General features: G+C 50.7%; 21 protein-coding genes, 1 tRNA gene and 1 pseudogene. 13 read left to right on the top strand and 10 right to left on the bottom strand.

Annotation, left to right across the window (positions count from 1 at the left end):
* The first annotated feature begins 20 nt into the window (after positions 1 to 20).
* A complete protein-coding gene (gene pyrF, locus BZJ18_RS02160) occupies positions 21 to 716 on the top strand; it encodes an orotidine-5'-phosphate decarboxylase (protein WP_069588880.1) in 696 nt (231 codons plus the stop codon).
* Positions 717 to 790: 74 nt separating this feature from the next.
* Here pyrF and BZJ18_RS02155 read toward each other — a convergent pair whose 3' ends face one another.
* The 6 genes from BZJ18_RS02155 to pspF form a co-directional block, all read right to left on the bottom strand.
* Positions 791 to 1,606, bottom strand: coding sequence for a peptide ABC transporter ATP-binding protein (locus BZJ18_RS02155; RefSeq protein WP_077455166.1), 816 nt, complete (start codon positions 1,604 to 1,606; stop codon positions 791 to 793).
* Positions 1,590 to 2,597: a peptide ABC transporter ATP-binding protein gene (locus BZJ18_RS02150; RefSeq protein ID WP_069588884.1), complete on the bottom strand. Its 1,008-nt coding sequence runs from the start codon at positions 2,595 to 2,597 to the stop codon at positions 1,590 to 1,592. The genes BZJ18_RS02155 and BZJ18_RS02150 overlap by 17 nt, the downstream gene beginning before the upstream one ends.
* Entirely contained in the window at positions 2,597 to 3,484 is an 888-nt protein-coding gene (sapC, locus tag BZJ18_RS02145) for a putrescine export ABC transporter permease SapC (RefSeq protein WP_077455165.1), read from the bottom strand. The genes BZJ18_RS02150 and sapC overlap by 1 nt, the downstream gene beginning before the upstream one ends.
* The gene (locus BZJ18_RS02140; protein WP_069588888.1) at positions 3,471 to 4,433 is read right to left on the bottom strand and encodes an ABC transporter permease; all 963 of its coding nucleotides are present in this window, start codon (positions 4,431 to 4,433) and stop codon (positions 3,471 to 3,473) included. Before BZJ18_RS02140 ends, sapC begins: the two co-directional genes overlap by 14 nt.
* Entirely contained in the window at positions 4,433 to 6,052 is a 1,620-nt protein-coding gene (gene sapA, locus BZJ18_RS02135; RefSeq protein WP_077455164.1) for an ABC transporter substrate-binding protein SapA, read from the bottom strand. Before sapA ends, BZJ18_RS02140 begins: the two co-directional genes overlap by 1 nt.
* Before the next feature lie 123 nt (positions 6,053 to 6,175).
* Positions 6,176 to 7,189 carry a phage shock protein operon transcriptional activator gene (gene pspF, locus BZJ18_RS02130; protein ID WP_077455163.1) on the bottom strand — a complete coding sequence of 338 codons (1,014 nt, stop codon included), beginning with the start codon at positions 7,187 to 7,189 and terminating at the stop codon, positions 6,176 to 6,178.
* A 214-nt stretch (positions 7,190 to 7,403) separates the two neighbouring features.
* Between pspF and pspA the strand changes: the two genes are divergently transcribed.
* The 6 genes from pspA (at position 7,404) to tyrR (ending at position 13,112) form a co-directional block, all read left to right on the top strand.
* Entirely contained in the window at positions 7,404 to 8,069 is a 666-nt protein-coding gene (pspA, locus tag BZJ18_RS02125) for a phage shock protein PspA (RefSeq protein ID WP_069588891.1), read from the top strand.
* A 20-nt stretch (positions 8,070 to 8,089) separates the two neighbouring features.
* Complete coding sequence (gene pspB / locus BZJ18_RS02120) at positions 8,090 to 8,320, top strand: envelope stress response membrane protein PspB (RefSeq protein ID WP_069588893.1); 231 nt, start codon at positions 8,090 to 8,092, stop codon at positions 8,318 to 8,320.
* Positions 8,317 to 8,709 carry an envelope stress response membrane protein PspC gene (pspC, locus tag BZJ18_RS02115; RefSeq protein ID WP_069588895.1) on the top strand — a complete coding sequence of 131 codons (393 nt, stop codon included), beginning with the start codon at positions 8,317 to 8,319 and terminating at the stop codon, positions 8,707 to 8,709. Before pspB ends, pspC begins: the two co-directional genes overlap by 4 nt.
* Positions 8,710 to 8,804: 95 nt before the next feature.
* A complete protein-coding gene (locus tag BZJ18_RS02110; RefSeq protein ID WP_077455162.1) occupies positions 8,805 to 10,196 on the top strand; it encodes a YcjX family protein in 1,392 nt (463 codons plus the stop codon).
* 11 nt (positions 10,197 to 10,207) lie between these two features.
* Entirely contained in the window at positions 10,208 to 11,230 is a 1,023-nt protein-coding gene (locus BZJ18_RS02105) for a YcjF family protein (protein WP_069588899.1), read from the top strand.
* A gap of 340 nt (positions 11,231 to 11,570) precedes the next feature.
* Positions 11,571 to 13,112 (top strand): transcriptional regulator TyrR, encoded by a 1,542-nt coding sequence (gene tyrR, locus BZJ18_RS02100; protein ID WP_077455161.1) that lies wholly within the window; start codon positions 11,571 to 11,573, stop codon positions 13,110 to 13,112.
* Between the two features lie 15 nt (positions 13,113 to 13,127).
* Here tyrR and BZJ18_RS02095 read toward each other — a convergent pair whose 3' ends face one another.
* A complete protein-coding gene (locus BZJ18_RS02095; protein ID WP_241824897.1) occupies positions 13,128 to 13,598 on the bottom strand; it encodes a methylated-DNA--[protein]-cysteine S-methyltransferase in 471 nt (156 codons plus the stop codon).
* A 34-nt stretch (positions 13,599 to 13,632) separates the two neighbouring features.
* Here BZJ18_RS02095 and BZJ18_RS02090 point away from each other — a divergent pair, with 34 nt between their 5' ends.
* Positions 13,633 to 14,247: a GNAT family N-acetyltransferase gene (locus BZJ18_RS02090; RefSeq protein WP_077455159.1), complete on the top strand. Its 615-nt coding sequence runs from the start codon at positions 13,633 to 13,635 to the stop codon at positions 14,245 to 14,247.
* 56 nt (positions 14,248 to 14,303) lie between these two features.
* On the opposite strand, the gene pyk is transcribed toward BZJ18_RS02090, so the two are convergent.
* Both pyk and BZJ18_RS02080 read right to left on the bottom strand, forming a co-directional pair.
* Positions 14,304 to 15,749 (bottom strand): pyruvate kinase, encoded by a 1,446-nt coding sequence (gene pyk / locus BZJ18_RS02085; RefSeq protein ID WP_077455158.1) that lies wholly within the window; start codon positions 15,747 to 15,749, stop codon positions 14,304 to 14,306.
* Between the two features lie 178 nt (positions 15,750 to 15,927).
* On the bottom strand, positions 15,928 to 16,782 hold the full coding sequence (locus BZJ18_RS02080) for a MurR/RpiR family transcriptional regulator (protein WP_069588909.1): 855 nt from the start codon (positions 16,780 to 16,782) through the stop codon (positions 15,928 to 15,930).
* A 322-nt stretch (positions 16,783 to 17,104) separates the two neighbouring features.
* Between BZJ18_RS02080 and BZJ18_RS02075 the strand changes: the two genes are divergently transcribed.
* The 5 genes from BZJ18_RS02075 to BZJ18_RS02055 all read left to right on the top strand — a co-directional run bounded on the left by BZJ18_RS02075 (position 17,105) and on the right by BZJ18_RS02055 (position 23,916).
* Positions 17,105 to 17,944, top strand: coding sequence for an SDR family oxidoreductase (locus BZJ18_RS02075; RefSeq protein WP_158011241.1), 840 nt, complete (start codon positions 17,105 to 17,107; stop codon positions 17,942 to 17,944).
* Between the two features lie 915 nt (positions 17,945 to 18,859).
* Positions 18,860 to 19,531, top strand: a complete 672-nt coding sequence (locus tag BZJ18_RS02070; protein WP_077455156.1) for a TetR/AcrR family transcriptional regulator — start codon at positions 18,860 to 18,862, stop codon at positions 19,529 to 19,531.
* 191 nt (positions 19,532 to 19,722) lie between these two features.
* Complete coding sequence (locus tag BZJ18_RS02065) at positions 19,723 to 22,023, top strand: acyl-CoA dehydrogenase (RefSeq protein WP_077455155.1); 2,301 nt, start codon at positions 19,723 to 19,725, stop codon at positions 22,021 to 22,023.
* A gap of 460 nt (positions 22,024 to 22,483) precedes the next feature.
* A complete protein-coding gene (gene fabV, locus BZJ18_RS02060; RefSeq protein ID WP_077455154.1) occupies positions 22,484 to 23,686 on the top strand; it encodes an enoyl-ACP reductase FabV in 1,203 nt (400 codons plus the stop codon).
* A gap of 139 nt (positions 23,687 to 23,825) precedes the next feature.
* A tRNA-Ser gene (locus BZJ18_RS02055) sits at positions 23,826 to 23,916 on the top strand.
* A gap of 194 nt (positions 23,917 to 24,110) precedes the next feature.
* Here BZJ18_RS02055 and BZJ18_RS02050 read toward each other — a convergent pair.
* Positions 24,111 to 24,350: pseudogene (locus BZJ18_RS02050) on the bottom strand (tyrosine-type recombinase/integrase); the annotation flags it as partial.
* Positions 24,351 to 24,513: the final 163 nt, after the last annotated feature.

Here is a 24,513-nt window from a genome sequence, read left to right as displayed (position 1 = left end):
TGAAGGAATCAGGAGCAATAATGCAAGACCCGAAAGTCATCGTCGCCTTAGATTATGCAGACATGAATCAAGCATTGGCCTTTGTGGATAAAATTGAGCCGGGCTCGTGTCGTTTAAAAGTGGGCAAAGAAATGTTCACCTTATTTGGGCCTGCATTGGTTAAACAATTACACGCATACGGTCATGATGTCTTTCTTGACCTGAAGTTTCACGATATTCCGAACACGTGTGCGAAAGCGGTTGCGGCCGCGGCAGAGCTAGGGGTATGGATGGTGAACGTTCATGCCTCAGGCGGTGAGCGGATGATGAGTGCAGCACGTGAGGCGCTTGAGCCATATGGCGGCAACCGTCCATTGCTTATCGGCGTTACCGTATTGACCAGCATGACGGACGCGGATTTGCGCCAAAGTGGGGTACAACGCTCACCACAAGCGCAGGTACAGCACCTTGCCAAGCTGACGCAACAGTCGGGATTGGATGGTGTGGTGTGTTCAGCGCAAGAAGCCAGTTTGCTGAAAGCCCAGTGTGGCGATGCCTTTAAGTTGGTGACGCCCGGGATCCGGCCTGTGGGCAGTGCGGCTGGTGATCAGCGCCGAATTATGACCCCAGAACAAGCTGTTGCAGCGGGTTCCGACTACTTAGTGATTGGGCGTCCGATTACACAAGCCGATGACCCGGCGGCCGTCCTTGCACAAATCAATCAAAGTTTAGCGTAACATCAGGCGCAAAACTGCTTGAGATAATAAAGGCCACATGTGTGGCCTTTATCGTGACTGGATCAGCGATAAAGCTAGGTACGCGTCGACGCAGATTTACGCGAGCGTCTATCGAGGATGGGCGCAGTAAAGTGACTATCGATCAGACGCTGGGTCAATGTATGCTGAGGATTGGCGAACAAGGACTCTGTGCTACCTGACTCGACCACTTCCCCTTTTTGCATCACCATCACCTTGTCGGTGACATGCTTAATCACGCCCATATGTTGAGACACGTAAACATACGACAGTCCCATCTCTTCTTGGAGCTCGAGTAGCAAGTTGATGATCTGTGAGCGCATTGACATATCTAACCCGTTCAAGGCTTCATCGGCCACAATCACACTCGGTTGCAAGATTAACGCACGTGCCAGCGACACGCGCTGCTTTTGCCCCGTTGCGAGCATTTGCGGGTAAAAGTAGGCATGCTCGGGTAACAAACCCACTCGCAGCAGGGTTTCTTTAACGCGCTTGCCACGCTCTTGCGGCGTCATATTGGTATTTCGTCTCAGCGGTCCTTCAAGAATTTGTCCGATCTGGTTTCTTGGATTGAGCGAGGTATTGGGATCTTGAAAGATCATGCGAATGAGCTTGCAGCGGGTTTGGTAATCTTTGAACGTCAGCTCTTCACCATTGACCCGAATCTGCCCCGATGTCGGTTCGATCACGCCTGCAATCATACGTGCTAGGGTCGATTTTCCCGAGCCATTTTCCCCCACAAAAGCGATGGTTTCGCCGACTTCTAGCTGGAAAGAAACGGGCTTCACTGCATGGGTGATGCGTTTTCTTAGCCAGCCAGTGCGGTGGTAATAATCTTTGCTTAACCCGTCGACTTCAAGAAGAGCGGTCATTTTTATTCTCCATATTTAATGGGAAGTGGCAGGCAAACTTATGGTTTTTGATTTTCTGTGTATGCGGCACTTCAACACATTTACGTTGCGCATAAGGGCACCGAGGTCCCAAGCGACAACCAATCGGTAAGTGCTGTAACGGAGGAATCGAGCCCGGTAATGTTTCCAATTTACTTTTATGGGGAATATCTTGGCTGAAATCGGGCATCGCACGTAGCAAAGCATCCGTGTAGGGATGATGCGGCGTGGTAAGTATTTGCTCACGGTTGCCTGATTCAACCGATTGGCCGCAATACATCACGGTAATACGATCCGCCCACTGTGTTACTAAGGTTAAGTCGTGACTGATCAGCAAAATGGTGGTGTTAGAAAGCTGATTGGTACGACTGAGTAACCGGAAAATCTGCGATTGCGTGATAGGATCGAGGTCGTTAGTTGGCTCATCAGCGATCAACAGGCGAGGGCGGTTGGCAATCGCCATCGCAATCATCACTTTCTGGCATTCCCCATCGGTGAGCTCATATGGATAGCTGTCCATCACCCGTTTATGATCTTTGATGCCCACTTTGTGCAATAAGGCAATCGAGTGCTGTTTGCGCCAGTTTAAACGTTGCCACCAGCTACCTGAAAACGAGGCAGGCGGAATGGCCTCTTCCAGCTGATGCCCGACGACCTCAGAGGGGTCTAAACAGGTCGAGGGCTCTTGAAAGATCATCGCAATGTCTTTACCGACCACATGACGACGTTCTCGTGCTGGAAGCTCAAGTAAATCGATATTACCTAATCGTAACCGGTCGGCGCTCACATGCCAGCTATCTTTGGTGACCCCACAAATGGCTTTGGCGACCAAACTTTTTCCTGAGCCAGATTCTCCCACTAAGCCACGGATCTCTCCGTCATTGATGGTTAGGCTCATTCGGTCAACCGCTTTCACCATCCCTTGCGGGGTGTCGATTTCAATGGTCAGGTGACGAATATCTAATAACGGCATTATTCTGTTCCTGCGTTGATAGCTTGGCTGACCCCTTCACCAACAAGGTTAACAACCAAAACGCTAAACGCAATGGCCATTCCCGGGAGTGTGACTGTCCAAGGCGCGGTAAAAATGAGTTCGACCGAATCACCCAGCATCGCGCCCCATTCCGGTGCGGGTGGCTGGGCGCCGAGGCCCAAAAAGCCTAATGCTGCAATATCAAGAATGGCGACGGAAATTGCTCGGGTCATTTCAGTGCTCAGCACCACCGCCATATTCGGGAAAATGGAGTGATAGAGCAGATAAAAGTCGTTGGCACCATCAAGGCGCGCGGCAATGATGTAGTCTTTCTCTATCTCATTGTGTACGGCGGTATACACCGCACGAATAATACGAGGGATCAGAGAGAGCCAGACTGCAAGTAGCACCTGCATTTCTCCCACCCCTAAAAAAGCGACCACAATGATGGCAAGCAACAGCGAAGGAATCGAGAGGATGCTGTCGAGAATATGGTTCAAAAAGCTCGACTTTAGCCCCTTCGTCATGCCGGCTAGCACCCCAATGACCACACCGACAATACCCGCGCCAATCGCCACCATCAGCGCATAGCCAAAGGTTAAACGTGAGCCGGCGATCAGGCGAGAGAGCATATCGCGGGTCAGATCGTCTGTGCCCAAGAAGTATTCAATTTGACCCGACTGCACCCAAGACGGCGCCATCAACAGGTGACCGGTTTGATGCTGTGGGCTCCAAGGCGCTAATAAGGGAGCGAATATCGTCACCAAGATCAAGCCGACAAGGCACCAAAAACCAATCACGGCCAGCTTGTTACGACGAAATGCCGCCCACGATCGCTCGAGCTGGGTGGGAATATGCTGCTCGACATAGACATTATTTGAGGGCATACCATTCCTTCCTTACCAGAGGGTTCATAAACGCACCCACAACATCTGAAATGATATTTATCAGTAACACAAAGCCACCAATCACCAGAACGCCAGCTTGAACAGACGCGTAGTCTTTTGCGATCAGGGCATCTAATAGCCAACGACCAATTCCCGGCCAGTTAAATACCGACTCCACAATGATCACGAAGGTGACCATGGTTGATACCAATAAACCAAAATTAGGAATAATGGGTGGAATGGCGTTTTTCATGCCATGACGCAACACGATCTCGGTTTTAGACAGGCCCTTAGTCGCAGCGGCTTTGATGTAATTTTGGCTCATCACATGCGCCATCGAGTTGCGCACCATTTTGATGATTTCCGTGGTGGGCACCACCGCCAGTGTCAGCGTTGGCAAGGCGAGATGACGCATGATATCAGTGGCGACTTTGCCTTGAAGCGGTAAATCCGACAGCCATAAATCCACCAACGCAAAGCCGGTAATATGAGGGATCTCATATAAAAGATTATAGCGCCCAGACACAGGAAACCACTGTAAGTCGAGCGAAAACAGCATGATAAACAAAATAGCCAGCCAGAAGGTGGGAATTGAGAAAACCACCACAGCAAGCGAGGAGATCAGCTTATCTGTTGGCCCTTGACTGCGCAGGCCCGCTAAGGTGCCGAGCGGCACGCCAACCACAAAGCTTATCACCAATGCGGCAAGGCATAGCTCCAAGGTAGCTGGGGCGACATGCGCAAGGGTGACCATTACCGGCTCGCCGTTAGCGGCCATGCCTAAATGCCCCTCCACTAATTGGCGTAGGTAATATAACCAGCCAATCCAGTAATCAAAGCCATGCCATACTGAGTCAGGCGCCAACAGCATAATGTTGTAGCCAACCAAGGTGAGGATCACCAAGGTGATTAGGAACAGATTGAGGCGTCGTAAGGTATAAATCAGCATTAGCGCCCCCGAGATACGTCAGCAAAGCTGTCGGCGCCAAATGGCGTCATGGTTAAGCCTTTTAGGCTTGCGTCACGCACTTGATGTTGAATGCCATGCGCTAAAGGTACGACGGGCATACGACGATTTAGAATGGTTTGTGCTTCGATATACAAGGCCTTGCGCGCCTCGGTATCTTCCGTCGCAATCGCTTCATTGAGTTTTTGATCAAAGTAGCGGTTGCACCAGTTTGACATATTCCAGCCAGTAAACTTTGCATTGCATGTCAGTAGTGGACGCAAAAAGGTGTCCGGATCGCCATTGTCTGCCACCCAGCCGGTCAGCACCATGTCATGCGCATCATCGCCTTCGCGAATAGCCACACGGTTGACTGTTTTCTCCGGAATAATATTGACGCGAATACCAATCGCCCCTAAATCGGCTTGAATCAGTTCCGCCGTTTTTCGTGGGCTCGGGTTAAAAGCGGTGGGTTTCATTGGCACGGTCAAATCAATGCTAAAACCTTGGCGATAGCCCGCTTTAGCAAGGAGTGCGGCGGCCAATTTCGGGTTGTATTCGGTTTGGCTGTTGGGATCGTAAGCCCACGACATGGGCGGCAGCAAACTGGTGGCCGGTGCGCCAGTGCCGTAATACACCGAGCTGAGTAGGGCATTGCGATCAATGGCTAGATTAATCGCTTGACGGACTTCCACTTCAGACAAGGCCGGATGGCGGGTATTCAAGGAGATAAAGGCGACGTTCATGCCGGTTTGAGATGACAAATGAAAACGCTTGTCATCGACGACCACAGGCAATTGACTAGCAACCGGCGAGGCGAGCACATCGCACTCACCAGTCAGCATTTTTGCTAAGGTGCCTGTGCCACGCGTTGAGACGTCAAATACCACCTGCTCCATGGGTGCTGGGCCCTGCCAATACTGCCAATGGCGACGCAAGCGAATAAATTCGCGTGGCTGAAACTCTGCCAGTGCAAATGGGCCAGTACCGACCGGATAGGTATCTATCTTTTCTGGGGTGCCAGCAGTAAGAAGTTGATCCGCATACTCTTTCGAGAGGATCACCGAGAAGTTGGTTGCCAAAGTGGATAAAAAAGACACATCAGGGCGTGAGAGCGTAAATTGAACGCGATAAGTGTCCAAAGCTTTTACGTCTTTCAATAACCCCGAGAAGTCCATGCTATCAAACCAAGGGTACTGGCCACCGGAGACAGGATGGTAAGGGTGATTGTTGTCGATGAGACGGCGAAACGAAAAGACCACATCATCAGCATTGAGGTAGCGTGACGGCGTAAACTGCACACTGCGATGAAACGCAACGCCCCGTCGCAGAGAGAACGTGTAGGTTTTACCATCCTCGCTGACTTCCCAGCTTTTCGCCAACATGGGTTCGGGCTGATACGTCTTAGGGTTTAGACGCAAAAGGCGATCGTAAAGTTGGCTCGATAAGGTATCGGCCGTGAGGCCGCCGTCGGTCAATTGAGGGTTAAACGTGGTGGGCTGGCCCGGGCCACAAAAAACAAAGCCACGATTGTCGGCCGCACGTTGGTCCGTGGAGGCATCACAGCCTGCGAGGATCAAGCCGCTGACCCCAAGGATCAAAAATTGGATGAAAACGCGCATAAACCAAGTGAAATCAGCTATCAAAGTAAACCCCGTAATCTACCACCGAAACGGCCTTACCACCAAGCAAAGTAAGGGCAATGTCGCGTATCATTTTCCCAGTGATGTACGTATTGGCTTACATCATTGTTCGTCGTTGCCCACATTGTGTTTCCGTAACAGCCCCCTGAGTTGATGGTAGCTGAGGCCGAGTAACTGCGCGGCTTTTCTTTGATGATATTTGGCCTGTGTCATCGCCGCCATCAGCATGGCCTTTTCCATCTCGGTTTGCCACTCCCGCAAATCTACCGGTAACGCAGGGAGCGTCCCGACTTGGTTGTCGGCCGCCGCATTGGTTTGACGTGGCGAGATCATCTCGGCTCGCCAAGGTGGTGTGAACGGGTCCAGACACAGTGATTCAACCGGCGTATCGGGATCATTGTGACGATACAAGGCGCGTTCCACACTGTTTTTAAGCTCGCGTACATTGCCAGGCCAAGGGTGGGTAAGTAGCTGTGCTTGGGCTTGGGCAGAAAAACCGGCGAAGTAGCTATAGCCTAACTCGACCGCCATTTTTAGAGCGAAATGCTCGGCGAGTAATAAGATATCTTGTCGCCGCTCACGCAGTGGCGGCAGATGGACAACGTCAAACGCAAGGCGGTCTAACAGATCAGGCCGGAAGTCCCCACGCGTTGCCATCGCAGGAAGGTCTTCATTGGTCGCACAAATCAAGCGCACGTCCGCCTGCTTGGGCTGAGATCCTCCCACACGCTCATATTCGCCATACTCAATCACGCGAAGGAGCTTTTCTTGCACGCCCAAGGGGGCGGTGCCGACTTCATCTAAAAATAAGGTGCCACCTTCGGCACGCTCAAAGCGACCCGCATGACGCCCTTTGGCGCTCGTGAAGGCTCCCGCTTCGTGACCAAACAGCTCAGAATCGATCAGACCTTCACTTAATGCGGCGCAATTTAAACTGACGAGGGGCTGAGACCAGCGATGTGATAAGTAGTGCAAGCGTTGGGCAATCAGCTCCTTGCCGGTACCGCGCTCGCCAAGGATCAGCACGGGACGATTTAATGGCGCGAGCCGCGAGACGTGGTCCAACACGGCTAAAAAGCGATCGGATTCTCCGATTAAATTGTCTTGTTCACGCATGGCGATTTTTACCAAATAGTGGTTTTATTCATCATGGCGCGTTTGATGGCAGGATGCAATAAATTTTAAGTCTTTGAAATATAAATATTAAAAAGTTGGCACGTTAGTTGATTATACATTGGCTAGCACACTATGGCTGAGCGATGGTGCTCAGACGAATCAGGCACAATGAGCAGGTAATCTACTGCTTTGGTGCATCATTAAGGAGTCTATGATGGGTATTTTTTCTCGTTTCGCCGACATCGTAAATGCTAACGTGAATTCGCTGTTAGATAAGGCTGAGGATCCACAAAAAATGATCCGTCTTATTATTCAAGAGATGGAAGACACGCTGGTCGAAGTACGCACATCGTCCGCGAAAGCGCTGGCGGATAAAAAAGAAGTGGCGCGTAAGATTGAAAACGTCAATCGCCAGCTCCAAGAATGGCAAGATAAAGCCTCCTTGGCGCTGCAAAAAGATCGGGAAGATTTGGCACGAGCAGCATTAATCGAAAAACAAAAAGCGCATGATATCAAAGTCGCGCTGGAAGAAGAGTTAAGCTTGATCGAAGAAAGTGTCGATAAGCTGAGCGGTGAAATCGCTGCCCTTGAGACCAAACTGACGGATACCCGCGCGCGTCAGCAGTCACTGGCTATTCGACGTGAAACCGCCGGAAATCGCCGTGACGTGCGTCGCCACTTAGGAAGCGGCCGTGCTGATGAGGCAATGGCAAAGTTTGAACAATATGAGCGTCGTATTGACGAACTAGAAGCGGAAGCAGACAGCTATCAAATGGGCAAAGGCAAGCGACTCGAGGATGAGTTTGCCGATCTGCAAGCTCAAGATGAAATTGAAAAAGAATTGGCGGCATTAAAAGCCAAAATGAACGATAAGCAATAACAACCACGATAGGAGCGAACATGTCATCATTCTTTTTAGGCATACCACTGGCGATTTTCTTGCTATTTGTCGCCCCGTTGTGGCTGATGCTGCACTATCGTAGTAAGCGTCAAATTGGGCAAGGCTTGAGTGGACAAGATTATGAAACGCTGCAATCACTGGCGCAGCGTGCTGAAAAGCTGCAAACCCGTGTGGATAACCTCGAGCGTTTGCTCGATGCTGAAGCACCCCAATGGAGGCAACGCGCATGAGTCAAACCCTGTATCGTGACCCGGAAAATGGACGCATTGGTGGTGTGTGCGCTGGTATTGCCAATTACTTTGGCATGGAAACCTGGTTGGTGCGTATCTTGACGGTTTCTGCGTTTCTAATTGGTTTTGGCTTTTTTGTGATTGTCGCGTATATCGCTGCGATGTTGATCCTCGATAAAAAGCCGACCCAGCCTGATGAACAACCCGATGCGACACCGCAGCCTGAACACCAAGTGAAACAAAAGGCGTGGCAATCGGGAAAGCCGGCGAGCCAACTGATTGCGGATCTCGATCGCGAGTTTAGCGAGATGGAAGCAAAAGTTGGCCAGATGGAAGCTTATGTCACCTCCTCGGCATTCAATGTCGACCAAGCCTTTAAAAAGCTGTAAAGCGTTTATGACTTAACAGCTACACAGAACCTATTCACGCTGTCCCATCGGATTCCTCTCGGGACAGCGTGGTCATAAAGGAGTCAATCTAACCGATGCCATCAGTGAAAAGGCGCGTAAAGCAGTGGGTAAGCCGCGGGGCTGACCGTCATGTGCGTCTCGCCGTTACCGGTTTATCTCGCGCGGGTAAAACCGCGTTTATTACCTCACTCATTAATCAGCTGACCCATTTAGGCACCCAGCCAAACTTGCCGTTACTGCAACTGGTGCAGCAAGGGCGCGCGCTGGGCGCACGTCGTGAGCCTCACCCTCACATGCATCTTCCCGCGTTTGATTATGAAAACGCCATGCATGCCCTGCAAATGACACCGCCGACGTGGCCCTCGCCAACGCGAGATGTGAGTGAAGTGAGAGTGGCCGTGCGCTATCGCCCTCAATCTGCCGCCATGCGCGCGTTGAATGACATGGCTACCTTGTATGTCGATATTGTCGATTATCCGGGCGAATGGTTGTTGGACTTACCCTTGCTGAGCCAAAGTTACCCCCAGTGGTCGCAAAAGCAGACCAGCATGTTAACGGGGAAACGCGCGGAACTTGCCAAGGTGTGGCAAGCGAAAGGGGCTCAATTGGACCCGCTTGCGCCGGCAGATGAAAAACAATTGGCAGAGGTCGCGGCAAGCTTTACTGAGTTTTTGCATGCTTGCAAAGCGCATGGAGGCTTACATTGGGTTCAGCCGGGACGGTTCGTGTTACCCGGTGAATTAGCCGGCGCGCCGGTCGTGCAGTTCTTCCCTTGGGTGGGTGCATTAACTGACGATATCAAAGCCAAAGCGGACAAGCACACTAACTATGGCTTACTGAAGGCACGCTACGACTATTATTGTGAGCACGTAGTCGCTCAGTTCTACCGCGAGCATTTTGCTAAGATCGATCGCCAAGTGATCTTGGTCGATACGTTGCAGCCGCTCAATGTGGGGCCGGATGCCTTTCACGATATGCGTTTGGCGGTTGAGCAATTAATGCAGAGCTTTAAATATGGTAAATCTGGGTTGCTCAAACGGCTGTTCTCCCCGCGGATCGATAAAGTCTTGTTTGCGGCAACCAAAGCCGATCACGTTACGCCCGAACAACATCCGAATATGGTCAGCTTACTGCAACAAATTGTCCACCAAGCATGGCAACAAGCGGCTTTCGAAGGCATAGAGATGCGCTGCCAAAGTGTCGCATCCGTGGCGGCAACGACGCCCGGTTTCGTTGATGTCAAAGGCACCCAACACGCTGCACTGAAAGGCGAATTAGACGACGGCTCGGGGGTGACACTGTACCCGGGCGATGTACCAAACCAACTCCCCGATGCGGATTTTTGGCAACATCAAGGCTTTGATTTTCCATCATTTAGGCCACCTCATGTGCCATTAGATTCGCCGTTGCCACACATCCGCATGGACAAAGCGCTCGACTATTTGCTCGGCGATAAATTTCGATAAGAGAGGGTGAGATGACGCAATATAAACCCAAGCAGACGTTCACTCATCATGGCGATAATGATGAGGCGAGTGCTTTTCATGATGTGAAACACCGTGCTGAATTTGATGCACAGGCTGACTTTTTGCCTGAAGCCACGTCGACACTCGAATCGGACCTGGAAACGACGCTGACCCCTACGCGTAGGCGTCGCCGTGTGTGGCCTTTTTTGGTGTTACTCGGCGTACTCTTGGCGGTTGTGCAGTCCGGTGTGAGTGTGTACCAATCGTGGCAGTCGCAAGATTGGCTGAGTTTAGCGTGGCAAAGCTTGTTGGTGGCGGTGGCCGCGACTGGGCTTGCGGTGCTGGGTCGTGAATGGCGAGCCATGCGTAAGTTAGTGCAGCGCGAGCAAACCCGCCAACATGCCGAGCAATTACTGGCTTCTGAGTCGGTTGGGCAGGGAGAGACCTTTTGTCGGACGCTGGCTGAGCGCACACAGCAAACCCATACTGCAGGGTTTGCCCACTGGCAAAGCCAAATCTCGGCCACGCATAACGATGGCGAAGTGTTGGCACTGTATGAGCAAAATGTGTTAACCGACCAAGATAAAGCCGCGCGGTTATTAGTGACCAAATACGCGCAAGAAGCGGCACTTATGGTTGCGGTCAGCCCACTTGCGATTGCCGATATGTTGCTGGTGGCCTGGCGTAACTTGCACCTAATGACTCGGATTGCGCAGATTTACGGTATTCAATTGGGTGTCAAAGCACGCTTCACCTTGCTAAAAATGGTGCTAACCAATATGGCCTTGGCAGGCGCCAGTGAGGCGATGACCGATGTGGGATTTGATGTCCTGTCGGTGAACATGGCCGGTCGCGTCTCCGGACGTGTGGCGCAAGGCTTGGGGATTGGGCTGCTGACGGCCCGCTTGGGTCTTAAAACCATGACCTTAATGCGTCCGCTGCCTTGGCATGGCCAGCCCGCTCCGAGTTTGTCACAACTTCGTCGCGAGTTAGTTAAACGGCTTTTGGGTAAAGCTGAACGCTCAGCGTCGTAATGGGTCGCCCTTGGCCGCGAACTCGTCGCGACGCCAAGGGCGCGACAGACTCTCAGATCTGTTAGGTAATTCAACTTTATAATCAAAAATTTACCCAAACGGACAGTGTGCTACAAACGTGATATCAGGTGGCAAAAATCGCATCAGGGCTTGACTGTTTCCGCCAACCCGCTCAAACTCCGCTTCAGTGTCAACTTATCCTGACAGCTAATTCGGCTCCGACAGATAAACTGTTTGACCTCTTACCTAACTGACTGATGAGTGCCGTTTTTTTAACCCACTCATCCAACGATGTGACGAGCCGGTATTGGGTATCACTGTCAAGTTACAGGAATCCATTATGAGACTGAAAGTCTGTTGTGAAGACAGAATCGGGCTAACGCGCGAACTACTCGATATCTTGGTACGACGTGAAATCGACCTGCGTGGTATCGAGATCGATCAAGTCGGCATTATCTACCTCAATTGCCCTGAAATTGAATTCGAAGCCTTTAGCCAACTAATGTCTGAAATCCGTTTGATTTCAGGCGTGACCGATGTGCGTAAAATCCAGTTTCTGCCTGCCGAACGCGAGCACCGTGAACTGCGCGCTCTGCTCGAAAGTCTGACTGATCCTGTGTTCTCGATTAACCTCGATGGTTATATCGATATGGCCAATAAAGCGGCACTGGATTTGATTAGCTCAAGCGAGCATCAATTAGTGGGCGAGCACGCCAACAGTGTGTTCCCTGACTTTCAATTTTCCCACTGGTTAGAAAAAGAAGAAGCAAGCCAAAGTTGCCGTATGGTCGTGATGGCCGGGCTCGACTTTCTGATGGAAGTGATGCCGGTTCACATTAACGATGAGAGTGATCAGCCCGTGCTGGTCAGCGCCGTTGTCCAGCTCAAGCAAGTGGCAATGAACAATACGCCACAAACCGTGTTCCGTACCCCTAGCGATCACGGTTTTGAGCATTTGGTAGGCCAATCTAACAAGTTTAAACAGCTGATTAGTCAAGCGAAAAAGCTTGCCATGCTCGACGCGCCATTATTAATCCAAGGTGAAACGGGTACCGGCAAGGAGATGATCGCTCGGGCTTGTCATCGCCATTCGCTGCGTGCGGATAAGCCGTTCTTATTGGTCAACTGTGTGTCTATGCCAGATAACGCCGCCGAAACTGAATTATTTGGTATGGCGGCGGCGGAAAATGGCGGCACAGCCAAAAAAGGGATCCTTGAGCAAGCTGATGGCGGGACGGTTTTCTTGTATGAAGTGGGCGAAATGAGCCGTCATCTGCAAGTAAAACTATTGCGTTTTATGCAAGATGGCACCTTCCGTCGCGTTGGCGAAGAGCGTGAAATGCACGTTGATGTCCGCGTGATTTGCTCGACACAAAAGAATCTGCCTGAACTGGTCGCGGCGCAGCAATTCCGTGAAGACTTGTTCTATCGGCTTAATGTCTTGTCGTTGACCGTGCCTCCTTTGCGCGAGCGTACCGCGGACGTCATGCCTTTGGCTGAACTATTTATCAAACAGTTCGCCGCCGATTTAGGCCAATCTAAGCCACGAATTGATAGCGCACTGGCTGATTACCTAACCCACTATGCGTGGCCGGGTAATATTCGTCAGCTCCGCAATATTTTGCTTCATGCCATGACTCAAATTGACGCAGAAGTGATGACGATCGACGACGTTCAGTTACCAGAGATAGAAAATACCCAATTCATCAGTGAAGAGTCACTGGATGGTTCGCTGGATGAAATCATGAAGCGATATGAATCAGGGATCTTAAATAATCTCTATCGGAGTTATCCGTCGACCCGAAAACTCGCCAAACGCTTGGACGTGTCGCATACCGCGATTGCGAATAAGCTGCGTGACTACGGGATTGGCAAAAAGTAGTCAACTCGACGCGCACTAAGCGGGCCCCTCTAGGTGCTCGCCTTGCTCAAGTGCCAATAAGGCGTGCTTGAGCTCAGCGCCATAACGGTAATCACCCACTTGGTGGTGCTCGTTAAGGACACGATGGCAAGGGATGATGATGGGAATCGGATTCATGTTGCAGGCCATCGATACAGCACTGAGCATATGTGGCTCGCCCAGTGCAGCGGCTAATTCTCGGTAGGTGCAGGTATCACCGTAGGGGATCTGCTGTATTTGCTGCCACAAACGACATTGAAACGGGCTGCCTTCCGGGCACAAGGGCAGTGAAAATTCAGTCCGTTGCCCTGAGAGGTACTCGAACAGCTGCGTTTTGTAGCGGTGGAGTGCTCTTGGGTCATGTTGCCACTCACGGCTGGGCTCAAAGGGGTGATACACCGACAAGGTCAGCTGTCTTAGTCCGTATTCGTCCGCTAATAAGCTGATTTGCCCTAGCGGTGTTGTCATGCAGTCAAAAAACATAATCGTTCGGAACCACAGAATGTCTGATCCCAGTATAAGTCGTTTCCCGCGTATCATTGTCGATGATTTACGGATTGATGCGATCTGTCACGAAGACGTGACGCGTATTGTTCAATACTTCCAACGTAATCGCACTTTCTTGACCCCGTGGGAGCCGACACGCACCGATGGTTTTTACACCGATCAGGGCTGGAAACGCCGCGTATTGCAATTGATGGAGTTGCAAAAACACCAGCTGGCTTATTACTTTTTAATCGCGAAGCCAGCTTCACCGCAGGTGCTAGGTGTGATCTCTTACACCAGCATGATGCAGTATCCGTCTTACTCATGCACTGTGGGTTACTCATTAGATGAGCTCGCTCAAGGGCAGGGAATTATGCGGCGCGCGTTATCAGCCACCAACCAATGGCTGTTTGATAACGTGAATATGCATCGCGTCTGCGCCTCTTATATGCCGAAAAATGAAAAAAGCGCCAAGGTGTTAGAAGCGGTTGGGTTTGAGCGCGAAGGGCGTGCGCGCGATTATTTGCTGATTAACGGACACTGGGAAGATCATATCTTAATGGCCCACATTAATCCGCGTTGGCAGCCACCTCGTCCTGAGAGCACGCAAAACGCGACCTCTCTTGGCTAACGGTTGGTGACGAAAAAGGGCGCCGCAGCGCCCTTGGTCATGGCTGATAGCCTCAATTATTTCACGGTCAGGACACGCATCGTGTTGGTTGAGCCGATCACTTCCATTTGGTCACCTTGGGTCATAATGACCTGATCCCCTTCATCCAAGAAGCCACCTTCTTTGAGGGTTTGCAGCGCGCGCTCGGCGACTTGCAGGCCGGCTCCGCTATCACTATCAAAGTACACCGGTGTGACCCCCCGATACAGCGCGGCACGGTTGAGTGTGTGCTCGTGACGTGAGAGCGCGAAGATAGGTATACCTGACGAAATACGCGACATCATCAAGGCGGTTCGGCCCGACTCGGTCAACGAGACCATGGCTTTCACCCCTTTCATATGGTTCGCCGCATACATGGTCGCCATCGAAACCGTTTCTTCTTGGCTATCAAATTGACGATCCAGACGGTGATTCGACACATTGACGGACGGCATTTTTTCCGCCCCCATACAGACTTCGGCCATGGAGCGAACGGTTTCTACGGGGTATTGCCCCGCCGCGGTTTCCGCAGAAAGCATGACGGCATCTGTTCCGTCGAGGACGGCGTTCGCCACATCCATCACTTCCGCACGCGTTGGCATTGGCGCCGAAATCATCGACTCCATCATCTGAGTTGCTGTGATCACCAAACGGTTCATGCTACGGGCGCGGCGAATCAATTGCTTTTGGACCCCTACCAATTCAGGGTCGCCAATTTCAACGCCTAAATCGCCACGAGCCACCATCACCACATCTGATGCTTCGATGATGTCATCAATGCTGGCTTCGCTTGCCACGGTTTCAGCACGCTCAACTTTGGCGACCAATCGCGCCTCAAGACCTGCGTCGCGGGCCAAGGTACGCGCGTAATTCATATCTTGACCGTTGCGCGGGAATGAAATTGCTAAGTAATCCACGCCAATTTTGGCGGCAGTATGAATGTCTTGTTTATCTTTTTCAGTCAATGCCGGCGCCGATAGACCGCCCCCTTTTTTATTGATGCCCTTGTTGTTCGACAGCTTGCCACCGACCGTCACTTCGGTATGCACTTTCGCGCCGTCTACCGCCAACACTTTGAGTTGAACTCGGCCATCATCAAGCAACAGGATGTCGCCATTGGTCACATCCTGAGGGAGCGCTTTGTAGTCGAGGCCGACTGCATCTTGATCACCCATACCCGGTGATAAGTCACCGTCTAGGGTGAATTTATCACCAACGGCCAGTTGGATTGCTCCGTCCTTAAAGGTCGATACACGGATTTTCGGCCCTTGTAGGTCGCCTAAAATACCGACATGACGACCTAATTTGGCCGCAATGGCTCGTACCTGTTCGGCACGCTTAATATGATCTTCTGCACTGCCGTGAGAAAAGTTGAGGCGAACCACGTTTGCGCCTGCCTTAATCACTGCTTTTAACACATCATCTTTATCAGTGGCAGGGCCGAGTGTTGTAACTATCTTGGTTCTTCTCAGTTTTGCAGACATATTTAACTCCTGTTTTCATTGGGCTACGCCCAGACCGCGCATAGACCTGGATAGTGAGGTGCAACAGCAAAAACATCATGAAGCTCAACGTGCAACCAAGCACATTGCATCCAGTGTAGCGCAGGGAAAGCGTCGATCGTGTGACACAAAAAAGGAGTGCCGTGGGCACTCCTGCGTATTAAGTCAACGACTCTTTGTGAAAGCGTGAATCGCGAATCGCGTCTTTCACACGTTTCAAGTTTTCTCTAAACCCGGGACCGCGGCGAAGTGTGAAGCCAGTCGCTAGCACATCAATGACGGTCATTTGCACGACGCGACTCGCCATGGGCATATAGACGTCGGTATCTTCCGGGACATCAAGCTGAATGGTGTGTGAACACACTTTATCCAGCGGTGAGTCACGCTGGGTAATGCCGATAACCGTTGCGCCGTTTTCACGCGCTAAGTTTGCCACATCGACCAAGCTTTTGGTGCGGCCAGTGTGCGAGATCACTACCACGACGTCCCCATCGTTACAGTTAATACAGCTCATACGCTGCATTACGATGTCGTTGAAGCAAACAATGGGGATGTTAAAGCGGAAAAATTTGTTTTGTGCGTCATGTGCAACCGACGCCGAAGCACCGAGGCCAAAAAAGGCGATCTTTTTGGCTTGGGTCAGTAAATCCACCGCGCGATTAATTTGGTGAGTATCGATACTGTTTTTCGCGACATCCAAGCAGGCCATGGTGGATTCAAAAATTTTAGCGGTATAAGCGTCAGCACCATCGTTTTCTTCTACGTTACGATTGACGTAAGGTGTCCCGTTCGCGAGGCTTTGTGCAAGGTGCAATTTAAAATCAGGAAAACCCTTGGTGTCGAGTCGGCGACAGAAGCGGTTCACGGTTGGCTCACTCACATCCGCCATCTTAGCCAGTGTGGCAATGCTAGAGTGGATCGCTGTTTGTGGTGAGGCAACAATCACCTCAGCAACTTTTCTTTCAGATTTGCTGAAGTTTTCGAGATTTTTTTGTATTTTTTCCAGAGTATTCATTCGAGTTACCGCTTAAGTTCGTGACCAGAATGTAAAACTATCGTGACGTTATCCACGATCCAAATTCGATGTTAACTACTTATATCAACACGGTTTTTGACTACCGTTTCGTGGCATTGAGTCTATCTTCTCGCGCCTGCTAATGACATTATTATGACCATTCGAGCATGAAAACTTTGTTGCCATTCACGCTTTTGGTTATTTCCTTTCAGGATCACGGAATATATTTACAGCGTGAAATAAATAATAGACCAAAATAGGCGAAATAACGGCGCTGTTATCCATTACATTGAAAAATAATTACGTAACAAAAGGAGTGACTGTGACGGGTTTTAAAATAGGTATTTGTGGCTGTGGTTGGTTAGGCACGTCTTTGGCCAAACAGTTACTGGCTGCGGGCCATCATGTTGTAGGGACAAAGCGTGATGCGGCTGATGCACGGGCGCTCAGCGAGACGCTTGGGTGCGACGTGGTGCCGTTTGATGTGATGAAACCCGATTACACCTCCGCGCCATCCTTACTTGGCTGCGATATCGTCGTAATCAACATTGCTGCCGGACGGCGGAATGCAGACTTCAATGCCTATCAAGCGGCCATGACCGCATTTATCGACACATTGTTTGCCGCCGGGGTTAAGCATGTCCTCTTTATTAGCACCACCTCTGTGTATGGTGATTTGAAAGGGCAGGTGACAGAACACTCGATGCCTGCACCACAGACTGCATCTGGACAAGCTCACCACGCGATTGAAGCGCACCTTCGTGCTCATTACGGTAATACCTCGACGGTGCTGCGTTTGGCTGGATTGATTGGTGGAGACCGTCATCCGTCGAAAACATTGGCAGGGCGGAGCGACTTGGCGGGTGCCAATGAGCCAGTCAATTTAGTGCACCGAGCGGATGTAATTAGCACCATTGCCGCAATTGTTCATCAGCAACAATGGGGACAAACCTTTCATTTGTGTGCAGAGCTTCATCCTCCTAAAGCGACGTATTATTCGTGGGCCGCACGGGAAATGGGCCTAACGCCGCCGCAATTTACCGTCAGTGCGGGGGATGGTAAATGGATTGATGCTTCAGAAACGCTAAAGGCCCTTGGCTTGACGTTGCGATATGGCTCGCCCTACCAAATGATTGCCAATGGTGCTGTTAGCCCTGATTAAACACGGTGAGCGAAGATAAGTGAGCCCAAGATAAATAAGCCCAAGATAAATAAGCAAAGCTCAAAAGCGGTTAGTGCCGCTAAAAAAAGAAAAGCCCACACAAGGTGGGCAAAAAATAAAGGTAGAGACAAACAAACTCTAAAGTGAGTAGAAAAAGCAGCAGCAGGTCGGAAAGAAAGAGAAATCATGCGCCCTCAATCGCTGAGGGAGATAAGGCATTTCTTACCGATGCACCCATTAGGACTGGGCGAAATTGAAGAAGTTCCTTAGGTTGAGAAAAAGTGGCAATTATTTATTAATACGCGATTAATTCGTGATTTTTCTCACAAAAATTGTGCATTAGAGGAGGTGAATGGCAATATTTCTTTCGTCTCGTCACCGACTTAGCGTGGCGAGTTAGCATGTTGATGCGGCGCTGATTGAGTGCACGCACATAAAAAAGCCCACAAGCAACGAGCGAGTGGGCGTAGAAGAAAAGTCTTCTAGAAAAAGCAGTGGCACAGAGTGTGACCGCCATTAATGCGAAAGGGTTCCCAATTTTGCACAAAAAATCGCCTTTTTCTCCTCGTTGCATATTGACGTTGCTCTTTTGCCCCCGACATTCAGTGTCATAGCGGGGATTGGCGGCAGAAATCACCGTCCTATTTTTTACCAACCACCATACGCTATCGATTCGTTGCCCTTGTGCTACTCGGTGTCGAGTAACTCCTCTCGCCACGGTAAGTCGCCCAAATACATGACCGAGTGTCGCTTGGAACAGTGCCTACCTCGCGTCTTGCTCATAACACCGTTGAACCTACCGCGCTCGATATTCAGGAATGTGATGTTACTCATGTGATGATGGTGTGTTTCTATCTTGTTAAACCTGACATTGCGTTATAAAGTTAAACAAGCGTTTAATACAGGTGAATGAAAATGGCAGGACGAGGCGAAACCAAAGCAAAAATTCTGGATGCCGCGGAGCAACTCTTCGCCGAGCATGGGTTTAAGGAAACCTCACTTCGAACGATTACCGGCAAAGCGGGCGTTAACCTCGCGTCGGTGAACTACCATTTTGGGGATAAAAAATCACTGGTTCGGGCGGTATTAAGCCGTTATCTCGAGGCGTTTATGCCCGCGCTCGGAGAGCAACTGCAAGCGCTGCTCAGTGAGCCCCATTGCACGATGGAGCAAGTGTTTGCCTGTGCAAAACAACCAGTGCTTGCTCTTGATAAGTATCGCCCACATGGCGCCGCGACATTTATGCAGCTGATTGGACGTGGGTACAGCGATGTACAAGGGCACCTGCGTTGGTTTATCACCACCCGCTATGAGCATGTGCTCTCATTGTTTAACCAAGCGGTACGCAAAGCCAATCCAGATCTCACGTCAGAAGCGGTTTTCTGGCACTTACATTTCACCTTGGGCGCGGCGATTTTCACCATGGCGTCGAGTGAGGCATTGCGCGACATCGCCGAAAACGATTTTGGACGCACGTTAGATTCAGAAGCGATCGTTGACCGACTTATTCCGTATCTAGCTGCAGGGATGAACGCCAAACCAAGACAAGCGTCGCAAGATAACATCGTGGCATTTGCCGCAGAGTAACGCACGATTACCTTTGGGCTGATGGCGAAAAATAAGCGCAAGGGACAGTCAAAGAGCGATGGGATTTAAGCCGTGCATCGCGCTGTTGTAACAACCCGTAAGCGGCACCCTAAGTGCCAAGTGAAAACCCGTTCTGGTCGCACAATAACACCAAAAAGAGTGCAACCATGATCAACAAAAGGACCTGAATCATGAGCTCTCAAACGTCAATGCGTCGATCACTGATTAGTGATAAAGCGTTTTCTTTCTTCAAAAAGGTACTGCCGCCGCTATCAGCGACCGAGCGTGAGGCGATGGAAGCCGGTAGCGTATGGTGGGACGGCGAGTTGTTCTCCGGCTCGCCAGATTGGCAAACCCTACACCAGTACGGCAAGCCATCGCTAACCGCAGACGAGCAAGCCTTTATCGACAACCAGCTGGAAACGCTGCTGGCGATGCTCGACGACTTTAAAATCGTTCAAGAGCAAAAAGATCTGCCGGAAGAAGTGTGGGAATACCTCAAAAAAGAGCGCTTCTTTTCACTGATCATCCCCAAAGAATACGGCGGCCTCGCGTTCTCGGCGCTTGCCAACTCGACCATTGTATCGCGCATTGCCACTCGTAGTTTAAGTGCCGCAGTGACCGTGATGGTGCCAAACTCTTTGGGGCCGGGTGAACTACTGACTCACTATGGCACCCAAGAACAGCGTGATTATTGGTTGCCTCGCTTAGCGGATGGCCGTGAAGTGCCCTGTTTTGGCCTGACAGGCCCAGAAGCCGGTTCGGATGCGGGAAGCATTCCTGACCGTGGTGTGGTGTGCATGGGCGAATACGAGGGCAAAGAAGTGCTGGGTATTCGCTTAAGCTGGAACAAGCGTTACATTACTCTCGCGCCGGTGGCCACTGTGGTTGGTCTGGCATTTAAACTGGACGACCCTGACGGCATGCTCGGCGAGAAAAAAGAGCTTGGGATCACCTGTGCGCTGGTGCCTGCAGATCATCCCGGCGTTGAAATTGGCGATCGCCATAACCCGCTCAACATGGCGTTTATGAACGGTACTACCAAGGGCGAAGATGTCTTTATCCCTATAGATTGGGTGATTGGGGGCAAAGATTATGTCGGCCGCGGCTGGCGGATGCTGGTGGAATGCTTATCAGCAGGGCGCGGCATCTCCTTACCGGCGTTGGGTACGGCAGTGGGCCATTTGGCTAGCCGAACCACGGGTGCATACAGCTATGTGCGTAAACAGTTCGGGATGCATATTGGTCGTTTTGAAGGGGTCGCCGAAGCGTTAGGACGGATGGGCGGATTGACCTATTTGCTCGAATCGACCCGCACGTTGACCACCACGGCGCTCGACAAAGGTGAGAAGCCAGCGATTATCACCGCGATCTCGAAATACCACATGACAGAGCTGGCGCGCACCATCTTAAACGATGCCATGGATATCCATGCTGGGCGTGCAATCCAATTGGGGCCACTTAACTATATTGGCCATCACTACTTTGGGATTCCGGTCGCGATCACGGTAGAAGGGGCCAACATTTTGACCCGTAACCTGATGATCTTTGGCCAAGGGGCGACCCGTTGTCACCCATATGTACTCAAAGAAATGGAAGCGGCGGCGAACCCTGACCAAGAAGCTGGTGCGCAAGCGTTCGATAAGCTGCTGTTTAAGCACATCGGTCACGCGAGTAAAAACAGTGTGTTGGGCTTGGTTAACGCGCTAACCGGCTCCCTGACCAATCGCGCGCCAGTGAGTGGCGAAACGGCGAAATACTACCGTCATCTGACACGAATGAGCCGAGCATTGGCCGTGACCACCGATGTTGCCATGTTGGCCCTCGGCGGTGAGCTGAAACGCCGTGAAATGCTCTCAGCCCGTTTGGGTGATGTGTTAAGTCATCTTTATATGGCTTCTGCAGTACTGAAGCGCTTTGAAGATGAAGGACGTCCGCGTGCTGATTTGCCAATGGTGCACTATGCGCTGCAATACTGTTTAGCTCAGTGTGCGAAAGCCTTTGATGGCGCATTTAACAACTTCCCACGTAACGGTGTGGGTCGCAGCTTACGTGTACTTCTCTTCCCGTTGGGCATGCACTACAAAATGCCATCGGATAAATTGCTTAACCAAATTGCAGAGCAGCTGATGACACCGAGCGCGGATCGCGATCGCTGGACACACATTTGCTATGTGGGTGACAAGCCTGAAGATCCTGTTGCCGTGATGGAGCGTGCCTTTGTAGCAATGTGGGAATCACGCGATACCGACAAGGCGTTGATCAAAGCCGCCAAAGCGAAGCAAATCGACGGGAAAGCCAGCTTGGCTGATCGCTCACAGCAGGCCGTGGATAAAAACATCATTACCGCGCAAGCACGAGAGAAACTGCTTGAGGCTGATGCGCTACGTGCATATGCGGTTCAAGTTGATGATTTTAAAGCGGAATGGTTTGCATCTAGCCAGCTAGAAGGTGGTGCGATTAAAAAGCCGAACCCAAACAAAGCGGCTTAACTGCAAAGAGAACCGCACCATGACGACAAAAAGCGCTTGCTTCGGCAGGCGCTTTTTTATGAGACAGCGGCTTACTATGACTGCACCAACCAGCGTGATTAATGTCACATAAATGATGCAAGTCTGCTCTTTTTTACTTATTATGTTCCTTTGCAGTGTCGTGATGGCAAGACGCCAACATCGATCAAGCGTATCGAACTAAAGAGGTAAGTCACTGTGAGTAAAATCCATCAACCACGAGATACAGACGCTAGCTCAACCCCAACACGCCCAAAATTTGGCTTAACCGGTAACATTGCGTTTAACTGGGGCCAACACATCTTCTCGAATGCGTGGGAGCAAAGTGGCAATCTGCAACACCTCCAACCACTGGATATTTTCGTCATTTTTCCGCAAAAGGGGATGCATAGGTCGGCGTTAGTAATTATCCTTAGCCTCAATTTTGTGAGGGACGTTGAATATGATCATCAAACCTAAAATTCGCGGATTTATCTGTACGACCACCCATCCGATCGGCTGTGAAGCCAATGTAAAAGAACAAATTGACTACACCAAAGCGCAAGGCCCGATTGCCAATGCGCCTAAGCGTGTCTTGGTGGTAGGGGCATCCAGCGGTTATGGCTTGTCCTCACGCATTGCGGCTGCCTTCGGTGGCGGTGCGGCAACCATTGGTGTGTTCTTTGAAAAACCAGGTACCGAGAAAAAGCCTGGCACAGCTGGCTGGTACAACTCTGCCGCATTCGACAAGTTTGCCAAGCAAGAAGGCCTGTATTCGAAAAGCCTGAACGGCGATGCGTTCTCGCATGAAGCTAAGCAAAAAACCATTGATTTGATCAAACAAGATTTGGGGCAAATCGATATGGTTGTCTATTCTCTGGCCTCGCCAGTGCGTAAGCTACCTGACAGCGGCGAGCTGGTGCGCTCATCACTCAAACCAATCGGTGAGACCTATACCTCAACCGCCGTTGACACCAACAAAGATGAAATCATCGAAGCCAGTGTCGAGCCGGCTACCGAGCAAGAAATTCAAGATACCGTCACCGTTATGGGCGGTGAAGACTGGGAGCTTTGGATTAACGCACTGAACGACGCTGGTGTATTGGCCGAAGGCTGCAAAACCGTCGCGTACAGCTATATCGGTACCGAGCTCACTTGGCCTATCTACTGGGAAGGTGCGCTGGGTAAAGCGAAAATGGACCTCGATCGCGCCGCAAAAGCACTGAACAATACGCTCTCGGCAAAAGGCGGTAGTGCCAACGTCGCCGTATTGAAAAGCGTGGTCACCCAAGCTAGCTCGGCTATTCCAGTTATGCCGCTATATATCGCCATGGTATTCAAAAAAATGCGTCAAGAGGGCGTCCATGAAGGTTGCATGGAGCAAATCCATCGCATGTTCACCCAACGCCTCTATAAAGACGATAACAGCGCCCCAGAGGTAGACAGCGAAAACCGTCTGCGTTTAGATGACTGGGAACTGCGTGACGATATTCAGCAGCACTGCCGTGACTTGTGGCCACAAATCACCACTGATAACCTCAGTGAGCTGACTGACTACAAAGAATACAAAGCTGAATTCCTAAAACTGTTTGGTTTTGGTGTTGAAGGCGTAGACTACGAGGCAGACATCAGCCCTGTGGTTGAATTTGATGTCGAAAACATCTAAAACGGTTTAAAAAACACACCAAAGAGGCCAGCCTAACACTGGCCTCTTTTTTATTGGCTGAAAGCTGACCAAACGCACCGCGAATGTTAGTTTTTTACTTTACAAGCCAACGGGAAACCCATATTATACGCCGCGTTCCGGAGGGATGGCTGAGCGGTTGAAAGCACCGGTCTTGAAAACCGGCAAGGGTTAATAGCCCTTCTAGGGTTCAAATCCCTATCCCTCCGCCACATACCGAAAAGCCGCTGAGAAATCAGCGGCTTTTTTCGTTTTCTGCCCCGCAATCATGCAAATCCTGACATTGCCAACATTTTAGACGCCTCTGTCTAAACACCTTTCTCATGCTCTGGTAGTCTACGTCCCTTAAATATCTCCCGCACATGGTCTTTTGGATGCCGCCAACCGAAGGGCGGTAGCGTGGACGTTAAAGCAAATCCATTGGGCTTGTCGTACCTGCAAATTGCTGACCGATCACATGGGTATAAATCTGCGTAGTGGAGAGGTCGGTATGGCCCAATAAGGTTTGAATGGTACGAATATCGTAACCCGCCAACAGCATCTGTGTGGCAAAGCTATGGCGAAACGTATGACAGGTAACGTGCTTATGAGTGATACCGGCCAGGGAAAACGCCAGGGAAAACGCATGAAGATCCGCGGCATGCCTGGGCTAGCGATTTAATGACTTAATTGTCAATTAAGGATGAAAATCGTGCGTTGAACCATGTTTATTAATTAAAATGAGTGAAAATAAAGGATCAATTTGTTGATCATTTTCAGTGCGATTTAATGGTCTCCTAACGTTTAGGAGATTAAAAATGACAGAAGAT

The sequence above is a fragment of the Salinivibrio sp. IB872 genome, assembly GCF_001995345.1.
In the GTDB taxonomy this organism is placed as follows: domain Bacteria; phylum Pseudomonadota; class Gammaproteobacteria; order Enterobacterales; family Vibrionaceae; genus Salinivibrio; species Salinivibrio proteolyticus.
Note: the sequence above shows the minus strand (reverse complement) of the source record. Positions and strands in the feature narration are given on the sequence as shown.